The sequence below is a fragment of the Lishizhenia sp. genome (assembly GCF_033720595.1).
GTDB lineage: Bacteria > Bacteroidota > Bacteroidia > Flavobacteriales_D > Crocinitomicaceae > Lishizhenia.
The window spans coordinates 1-8,631 of record NZ_JAWWCF010000130.1 but is presented as its reverse complement, the minus strand read 5'-3'; the positions used below and the strand labels follow the sequence as shown (position 1 = coordinate 8,631).

Annotated in this window: 7 protein-coding genes and 1 pseudogene; 5 read left to right on the top strand and 3 right to left on the bottom strand. The window is 36.9% G+C overall.

Annotation, left to right across the window (positions count from 1 at the left end):
• Positions 1 to 371, bottom strand: a pseudogene (locus tag R3333_RS09890) (hypothetical protein); the annotation flags it as partial.
• Positions 372 to 487: 116 nt separating this feature from the next.
• On the opposite strand from R3333_RS09890, the gene R3333_RS09885 reads away from it, so the two are divergent.
• Genes R3333_RS09885 through R3333_RS09865 form a run of 5 tightly spaced genes read left to right on the top strand, consistent with a single transcriptional unit; the run spans position 488 to position 7,372 of the window.
• Positions 488 to 1,633 (top strand): DUF4856 domain-containing protein, encoded by a 1,146-nt coding sequence (locus tag R3333_RS09885; RefSeq protein WP_318958630.1) that lies wholly within the window; start codon positions 488 to 490, stop codon positions 1,631 to 1,633.
• An 18-nt stretch (positions 1,634 to 1,651) separates the two neighbouring features.
• Positions 1,652 to 2,737, top strand: a complete 1,086-nt coding sequence (locus R3333_RS09880; RefSeq protein WP_318958629.1) for an imelysin family protein — start codon at positions 1,652 to 1,654, stop codon at positions 2,735 to 2,737.
• Positions 2,724 to 4,094 (top strand): HTTM domain-containing protein, encoded by a 1,371-nt coding sequence (locus R3333_RS09875; RefSeq protein WP_318958628.1) that lies wholly within the window; start codon positions 2,724 to 2,726, stop codon positions 4,092 to 4,094. The genes R3333_RS09880 and R3333_RS09875 overlap by 14 nt, the downstream gene beginning before the upstream one ends.
• Positions 4,091 to 6,496, top strand: a complete 2,406-nt coding sequence (locus R3333_RS09870; protein ID WP_318958627.1) for a TonB-dependent receptor family protein — start codon at positions 4,091 to 4,093, stop codon at positions 6,494 to 6,496. Before R3333_RS09875 ends, R3333_RS09870 begins: the two co-directional genes overlap by 4 nt.
• A gap of 24 nt (positions 6,497 to 6,520) precedes the next feature.
• Positions 6,521 to 7,372 (top strand): protein kinase domain-containing protein, encoded by an 852-nt coding sequence (locus tag R3333_RS09865; protein WP_318958631.1) that lies wholly within the window; start codon positions 6,521 to 6,523, stop codon positions 7,370 to 7,372.
• Here R3333_RS09865 and R3333_RS09860 read toward each other — a convergent pair.
• Together R3333_RS09860 and R3333_RS09855 are read right to left on the bottom strand one after the other, a co-directional pair.
• On the bottom strand, positions 7,340 to 8,017 hold the full coding sequence (locus R3333_RS09860) for a hypothetical protein (RefSeq protein ID WP_318958626.1): 678 nt from the start codon (positions 8,015 to 8,017) through the stop codon (positions 7,340 to 7,342). The genes R3333_RS09865 and R3333_RS09860 overlap by 33 nt on opposite strands.
• On the bottom strand, positions 8,010 to 8,564 hold the full coding sequence (locus tag R3333_RS09855; protein WP_318958625.1) for a DNA-3-methyladenine glycosylase I: 555 nt from the start codon (positions 8,562 to 8,564) through the stop codon (positions 8,010 to 8,012). The genes R3333_RS09860 and R3333_RS09855 overlap by 8 nt, the downstream gene beginning before the upstream one ends.
• Between the last annotated feature and the right edge of the window lie 67 nt (positions 8,565 to 8,631).

The following is an 8,631-nucleotide window of genomic DNA, read 5'->3' as shown; positions in this document are numbered from 1 at the left end:
TTTCCATCGTACTTCAGACCAACACTTCCCGTTCCTAAAATTAAAACATCACCAGGGTCATTACCCAGTGCAGCTTTACAACTTCCTACAACATCACCATATATATAGATGTTTAGAAAGCCGAGCTTGTTGAGCAGTTCCTTTACGGGCTCTTGATTGTGCTCATGCAGACAACCGGTTCCGTAGAAATAAAGGTCGTATGCACTTAAATCATAAGATTTAAAAAGCGAGATAACTTCACTTCTTTTCTCCTCGGTAATTTCTTTGGGATGAAGACCAGAACTGAAAAACTCTTTGTAGGTTTTATCGTCCGACATTATCCAATGCGTCTTGCTTCCGCCGCTATCTGCTATGATGAATTTCTTTTCCACAACTCAAAGGTAAAAGTAATGTTGAAATCAGAATACCATTTTTATGGTATTGCTCCAGAGAGGCGTTCAGTCTATCTTTGCCTCACTATTTAAAATAAGACTAAATAACACTAAAGATGAAAAGAAGTAAAGCATTATTGGTTTTGATTGCAGGAGCAATGGCGTTTACAGCATGTAAAAAAGAAGGTTGTACAGATGAAACAGCGTCTAATTACAATGAAGAAGCAAAAAAAGATGATGGTTCATGTGTTTATATAGATAACTCACCTGTTGCACCAACTACATATGCGTTTACAGATGAAAATGATAATTCAACAGTTTCTTACGGTGGACAACAAGATCGTTTAGCACAATTAAGTGAAATGGTTGCCATGATGAAAGATGGAGTGAATGGTCCAGTAGATGCTCAGGCTTTACAAGATATGTTTGCAAACACAGGAGATAATGGAAATGGAAACTTCTCTTTTTCTTCTTCTAAGCAGTTGAAAAATAAATGTTTTGCTAACGATGTAGCATTTTTCGAAGATGCTTTAGATTCTTTAGCCTTGTCTTCTCAGTCTTATAATATGACCGCAGCGAATGGTCAAGCTGGATTAGTAACGAACGGAACAAAAACCTACTTGGTAGCTGCCAACGGAATGGAATACACGCAAATCATCGAGAAAGGATTGATGGGAGCTGTTTTGATGTACCAAGCCAACAATGTATACTTCTCAGATACAAAAATGGACGTTGACAACACAACGGCGGTTGATCCAGCTGCAGGGAAATACTATACAGCTATGGAACACCACTTCGATGAAGCCTTTGGTTACTTCGGTGTTGACGTTGATTTCCCCACTACAATTCCTGATCACTTTTGGGGTGAATACTGTAACAGTAGAGATACAGAATTGAATTCTAATGCAGTGATGATGGATAACTTCCTTAAAGGAAGATTCGCAATTACACAAGAAGATTACACAGCAAGAGATGAAGCCATAGAAGCGATTCAAGTAATGTGGGAGAAAATTGCGGCACGTCAAGCTATTCACTACTTAGATGCAGCGATCAGTAACTTTGGTACAGATGACGCAGTTTATTTACACACCTTATCTGAGGCTTTAGGTTTCACAATGTGTATTCGTTATGCTGGACAAGATACGCGTGTTTTAACACAAACCGAATTGAATACAATTTTAGCAATGTACGGAGACAACTTCTGGGACTTAACATTGGTTGACTTAAACAACATTAAGGCTGAATTAGAAGCAAAATACTAAGCATAAAGACTAAAAAAGATGAAAAGATTTAAGCTTGTTTTTATTTCGGCTTTGGCGCTGACTTTACTTTCTTCAAAGTGTAAGGAGCCTGTTGAGCCAACGGTGGAATTTAACAAAACAGAACTATTGGCAGATTACGCCGATAAAGTGATTGTGTCTTCATTGACAGATTTAAAAGGTGAAATAAGCAATCTTAAATCTTCTTTTTCAAGCTTTCAAGCAGATGCTAGTCTTAGCAATTTAGAACTTTTACAAGAAGCATGGAAAGCAAGTTATTTGCAGTTTCAACACAGTCAAATCTTTAATTTTGGTCCTTCCATGGATTACGGAATTAAAGGGGCTATGGGAACTTATCCATGTGACACAGCAAAGGTAGAGGCAAATATTTCTTCAGGATCTTATTCCTTAGGTGCAGCGGCAAATTCAGATGCCATTGGTTTTCCTGCAATGGACTACCTTTTGTTCGATTTAGCAACAACAGATGCATTGAATAAGTTGAGTGCTGATGCCAATCGAATGACCTATGTGGGAGAGTTAATTGACAAGATGCAAACAGAAATTGATGCTGTAGTGAATGCATGGAATTCAGGTTATACAGCAGAATTTAAGGCCAATACTGGAACATCATCTACGAGTTCAATGTCTTTCTTAGTAAACGAGTTTAATAAAGATTACGAGCTTACGAAAGTAGCTAAATTTGGAATTCCTATTGGTCAACAGAGTTTAGGAATAGCTCAACCAGAATACATTGAAGCTCCATTTTCAGGATTTTCTTTTGAATTGATAAAAGCGAGCTTTGAAGCTTCTCGTGAGGTGTACCAAGGAGATTACAAAGGAACGGATGGAATTGGCTTTCAAGATTATGTTTTGTCATTTGTAGATCAAGGTCCAGCATTAGATGAAGGTATCACTTCGACGTATGAGGAGGTACTTAACAAATTTGCAACGTTTAATTCCACGACTTTAAAAGAGGAAATTTTAGCAGGAAATCCTGAGCTTTCACCGGCCTATGATTTAATTCAATCGCAGGTGGTGAATATTAAAACAGACATGCCAGCATTGTTTGCTATCATGATTACTTATCAAGATAATGACGGCGATTAATAAAATATCGCATACACTAATATTTAGAGGGGTAAATATTGCCCCTCTTGTGGTATTCAGGATCATTTTCGGCGCATTGATGCTTTTTGGAGCTGTGCGTTTTATAATGAAAGGGTGGGTTCTGGATAATTACATTTTACCCGATTTTCATTTTTCTTATTTGGGTTTTGAATGGGTAGATAAACTACCAGGAAACTGGATGTATTTACCTTTTATCATTATGATACTGGCTGCTATAGGAATGATACTCGGTGCTTTCTATCGCATCAGCGCAGTTTTACTTTTTATCAGTTTTTCCTACATAGAATTAATAGATAAAACCTATTACCTCAACCATTATTACTTTGTGAGTTTGATGTTGTTCTTACTCATATTTATTCCTGCACACCGTAGGTTTTCCTTAGACCTAAAACTATTTAAACTTCAACAATGGGATGAAGTTCCTGCAATCTACAGAAACGTAATTTGCTTTTTGTTAGGAGTCGTTTATTTCTTTGCAGGTATTGCTAAAATTGAATATGATTGGTTGGTTTTAGCACAACCTTTAAAGCTATGGTTGGGGAAATATCATCATCTCCCGCTTGTAGGTGGAATATTGGCCAACGAATATGTGGCTTATGTTTTTGCTTATTTTGGTTTGATTTACGACATCAGTATTCCTTTTCTTTTGTTAGGTAAAAGGACTAGACCTTTTGCTTACTTTTTTGTGGTAAGCTTCCACATTATTACCTGGTTGTTGTTTCCGATAGGTGTTTTTCCATGGGTCATGATCTTTTCAACCCTGATTTTCTTTCCGGCAAGCTTTCATTTGAAAATTGTGGAAAGATTAGAAGCCATTTTTATGGTAAACGATCAAAGCGGAATAGCTCATTTAAAAGTAAAATCTCTTTATAAATATTTCATTTTCCTCTTTGTAATAGTGCAGCTTGTATTGCCATTTAGATACCTGTTGTACCCCGGTAATTTATTTTGGAACGAAGAAGGCTTTAGATTTTCATGGCGTGTTATGCTTATGCACAAAGAGGGGTTGGCTACTTTTTATATTGAAGATAGGAACACAGGAAAACAAATTGAAATAGATAATTCAAATTATTTAACCGAAAGTCAGGAAAAGCAAATGGCCACGCAGGCCGACTTTTTAATTCAATACGGTCATCATTTGTATTATCAATTTAAAGATACAGTCTTGGTTTATGGGGAACATCAAGTTCATTTGGTCGATCCCATTGTTCGCGCAGATGTCAAAGTTTCTTTAAATGGAAGATTAAACCAGCAATTTGTTTCTAAAAAGTATAATTTTGCAGACCTGAAATACGATTTAAAACATCGAACATTTTTAGAAGAGTTTAAACCGTGAGAGTAGTTGTAGCGATATTGATAGCATTTGGTATTCCATTTCTTCATGCCCAAGAGGTCTTGAAGGGTAATGTAATGGATGCAAAAACCAAGGAGGTTGTGCTTTCTACTGTTGTCACTAACTTAAACTCTGGCGAAAAAACACGAGTAGATTTATCGGGTACGTTTAGTTTAAACGCAGCCCTAGAAGATAGTATCCGAATAACGGCCACAGATTACGATACCTTGATCTTTGTACTCCAAAATTTCACAGCTAGAAATTATGAAATCCAAAGTCAAATCTTGGAGATGGATGATGTGGATATTGTTCGAGACAGATATGAGGATTTTGACATTGGTATTCCACCCGTAATTACCAAGTCAAGAATTCATTACGGGAAGTCGGAATTCATACCTTTGAAGAACCTTTCGGGAGCCAAATCTACAGGGAATCCTAGAGAGTTGTACGCTAAAGTGCCAGGTTTAAATATTTGGGAAAGCGATGGAGCAGGTATACAGGTAGGTGTTGGTGGTAGAGGGTTGAGTCCGAACAGAACCGCTAATTTTAATACCCGTCAAAATGGATACGACATCAGTGCTGATGCTTTAGGGTATCCAGAAAGTTACTATACTCCTCCGGTAGAGGCTTTGAAAGAAATTCAAATCACAAGAGGTTCTGCTGCACTGCAGTTCGGAACTCAGTTTGGAGGATTATTGAATTTCGTATTAAAAGATGCAAATGCCGAACGCTTGATTGATGTTACCTCGAGAACAACGGGGGGAAGCTATGGCTATTTGGGTACTTACAATAGAATCAGTGGAGGAAAAAAACGATTTTACTATCAGGCTTATCATCAATATAAACAAGGAAATGGTTACAGACCTAATGGCGGATTCCACCAACATCAAGCTTTTGCACAAATAGGGTTTAAACTCACCGAGAATATTGATTGGAAGTTAGAGTATACTAAAATGAATTACCTCACTCAGCAATCTGGAGGTTTAACCGATCAACAATTTAAGGAAGATGCCAGACAAAGTATTCGAGACCGAAACTGGTTTGCGGTAGATTGGAATTTAATGGCTACGCATTTTGATTACGAAATCAATAAAAAGACACATTTGAATATTAGAGCTTTTGGTATGAAATCTACCCGAGAGTCTTTAGGTTTCCTTGGTAAAATTAATCAGGCTGACATCGGTGGATACAGAAAGTTGATTTACGGTGATTTTAAAAACTACGGTACAGAAGCACGTTTAATGCGTAAGTACGATGCTAAGATTAAATCTACTGATATTAACGGAGCTTTATTGTTTGGAGCTAGGGCTTATGAAGGGCACACAGTATCGAAAGAAGGATTAGCTTCTGCTGGAAGTGATGCCGATTTTCGTTTTAATACCCCAGAGGATGTAGACAACTCTAACTTTTCCTTCCCCTCTAGAAATATGGCGCTCTTTATCGATCAGGTTGTGTTGATTAAGAAATGGACCATCAACGCTGGTTTGAGATATGAGTATATACGCAGTGCTACAGAAGGATATTACTACCAATATAATTTACATCCCATTATTGGTGATACGATAGAGCGTTTTCAGATCAACGATAGTAGATCGACCACAAGAAATGTATTCTTGGGGGGAGCAGGAGCAAGTTATAGTTTGAAAAATGGTGCGAAGGTTTACGGAAATGTGAGTCAGAATTACAGAGCGATTAACTTCAACGATATTCGTATTAATAATCCGAACCTAACGATAGATACGAATATTCAGGATGAGTATGGTGCGACCTTCGAAGTGGGCTACAAAGGAATGATAGATAATTATTTCTTCATAGACGCTGGAGCTTTCTATATTTTCTATGGTGATAAAATTGGATTAGCTCCAGATGGATTAAAGCGCCAAAGAACAAATATTGGAAATGCACGAAACATGGGAGTAGAAGCTGTTGTGGAACTAGATGTTTTGAAAGCGATTAACCGAAAAAATAAAAAAGCACTTCGTGTATTTGCTAACCTTGCCTACATCGATGCGAAATATATCACCTCTAAGGAAGCAAGTTTAATTGGAAATAGGGTAGAGTACGTGGCTCCGTTTATCGTTCGTTCTGGCTTGAAATACAAAACAGATAAACTTTCTTTGCAATTCCAAGGAAGTTATACGTCTGATCAGTTTAGTGATGCTTCCAATTCTGTGAATCCTTCAGGTGATGCATTGTACGGAGTTATTCCTGCTTATATGGTATTCGACTTTTCAGCGAAGTATGAGTGGAATAAAACCTTCCAAATAGAAGCCGGTATGAACAATGTGTTTGACGCTAAATACTTTACAAGAAGAGCAACGGCTTACCCTGGCCCGGGTATTATTCCTTCAAATGGAAGAAGTTTGTATCTTACCTTGCAAATTCAATTGCAATCTAAAAAGTAAACGGTGCTTCAAGCCTATAAATTGATGAATGGGGGAACTCCTCAAGGGAAAAGAAAATTCTCTTCTACCCGGCTTGTACAAGAAATTTCTTCGGGAGAATATTTCATTCTGAAATCAACCCCTTTGATCGATAGAAAGGCTGTGGAGACGCTTAGAAATGAAGGTAAATATCAATTTGAATCCCCCAATTTACAATCGAGTTTAAAGTATTGGATAGAGAATAATCAATATTATTTGTTGAAGGAGTATATAAAGGGAGTAGGGCTGATTACCTTTTATAAAGCATTGAAAAGAAAAGAAAAGCGAAAGTTTATTCCCAGATTTCTTACAGGTGTTTCTAAACTATTGGATGAACTTCATGTTCAAAAAATAGTACATCTAGATTTAAAGCCAACCAACATCATTATTGAAGGTAGTGTAAACGATTTTTCTGTGAAATTGATTGATTTTGGTATGGCTTGGGATCTAAAAACAGATGTTTTTGATAAGAGGAAAAGTTCTTATCCTTTTGGTCATGCAGCTCCTGAACTAATACTAAATGAACCAGCGCTTTTTGTACCGCAAACAGATTATTACGCTTTGGGAATATTGCTATATGAAATGATGGAAGGAGAAATTCCTTTTTTGCATTCTAATCCAATTCAGAGTTTAAACTTGCAACTAAATATGGCATTACCAGCATTGTCTCGGAAATGGAAAGCATATCAAACTATTCTTAATAAACTCACAGCTAAACAAGCTTTTCATCGGCCACCCAATCAACTTCCAAGGTTGGAGCAAAAAAGGGTTTTAGAACAAGGTATTGAATTACGTTATGAAAATTTAAAAATGATGAGAAGGGATTTAGAAAATATCTACCCTGTACCCGAGTTTTAGACCGAAGTTTAAGGGCGAAATATAAGTGCCATAAACATTGGCTCTGTCATAAATCATAATGTTGTAATCACCTAATAACTCTAGTGTTAATGCACTTCTCCATTCTGCGGGAAGTTGATATTTTAAACCAGCGACCATACCAATTCCGAAGTAAAAAGATCGGTAATAATGTTTTCCCGGTTCTACATCTCCGTTAGGGAAGTAGTATTTTTCTCGATCATAATCACCCAATTCAATAATGTCTGTTAGCATACCTACAGTGGTATTCGATCCAAAGTAAAATGCTAATCCATCATCATAGGTGTTGAAAGCAAAATTTCTTCTACCGTAAGAAAGAGCAAACTGACGAATGCTTTCGGTAACAGGTACTGAAATAACCGAATTTCCTTGTCCCGTAAATTCTGGACGTAATTCGGCTACCATGTTCCCACGGTTAATATCGTTAAGCGGCATAAAAAATGTACCGTTAAGGCGCATCGTGTGCCATTCAGATTCCGGTAATTCCAATCCTAAATTTAAAGTTGTTCTTCCTTTAACAAGAGTACCCAGACCTAAGTCAGGTCCACCTCCTGCTATCAAACTGTATTGGGAGTATCCCCCAAAACTCAGTAAAGAACAGATGAGTATGATGAGTATTTTATCCATATTTAGTGTTTTTTATCAAGGAGTGAATAGCACAGTTTTCATCATGAGCTCCAGCTAGAAATCCGGTACTCATTAAAAATTCTCCAACTATTTCTCCTCCCGTGAACTTAAAGTTGCTTTTAAAAAGCTTTGTCCACTTTTCTTTTGTATAATCCTGTTGTTCGTGTATACAGAGCCATTGATAAAAGCTACCATGTTCGTTTTGAAGCTCTATAATTCGTTGCGCATTGTAAACGGCAGCATTTACTTTTAATTTGTTTCGGATGATTCCTTTATTATTTAACAATTCCTCAACCTTATGGTTCGTATAACCAGCAATTTTGTTTATTTCAAAATTGTCAAATGCCTTTCTGAAATTATCTTCCTTTTTTAAAATGATATCCCAGCTTAACCCCGCTTGGTTTATTTCGAGAAGTAACCGGCCAAATAACTCATTATCATTTGTAATTCTGTAGCCGTATCTAAAATCATGATATTGTTTGTGCAAATTGTCTATGGGTAGACTTTGTACATATTTGCAATACGGATGCTTTAACTCTTTTGTCATTCGCCTTGTTCATCTTCTAGAATAGCGCTTATTAAATATAACGAAAAAAAACGCCATTTGGTTAATA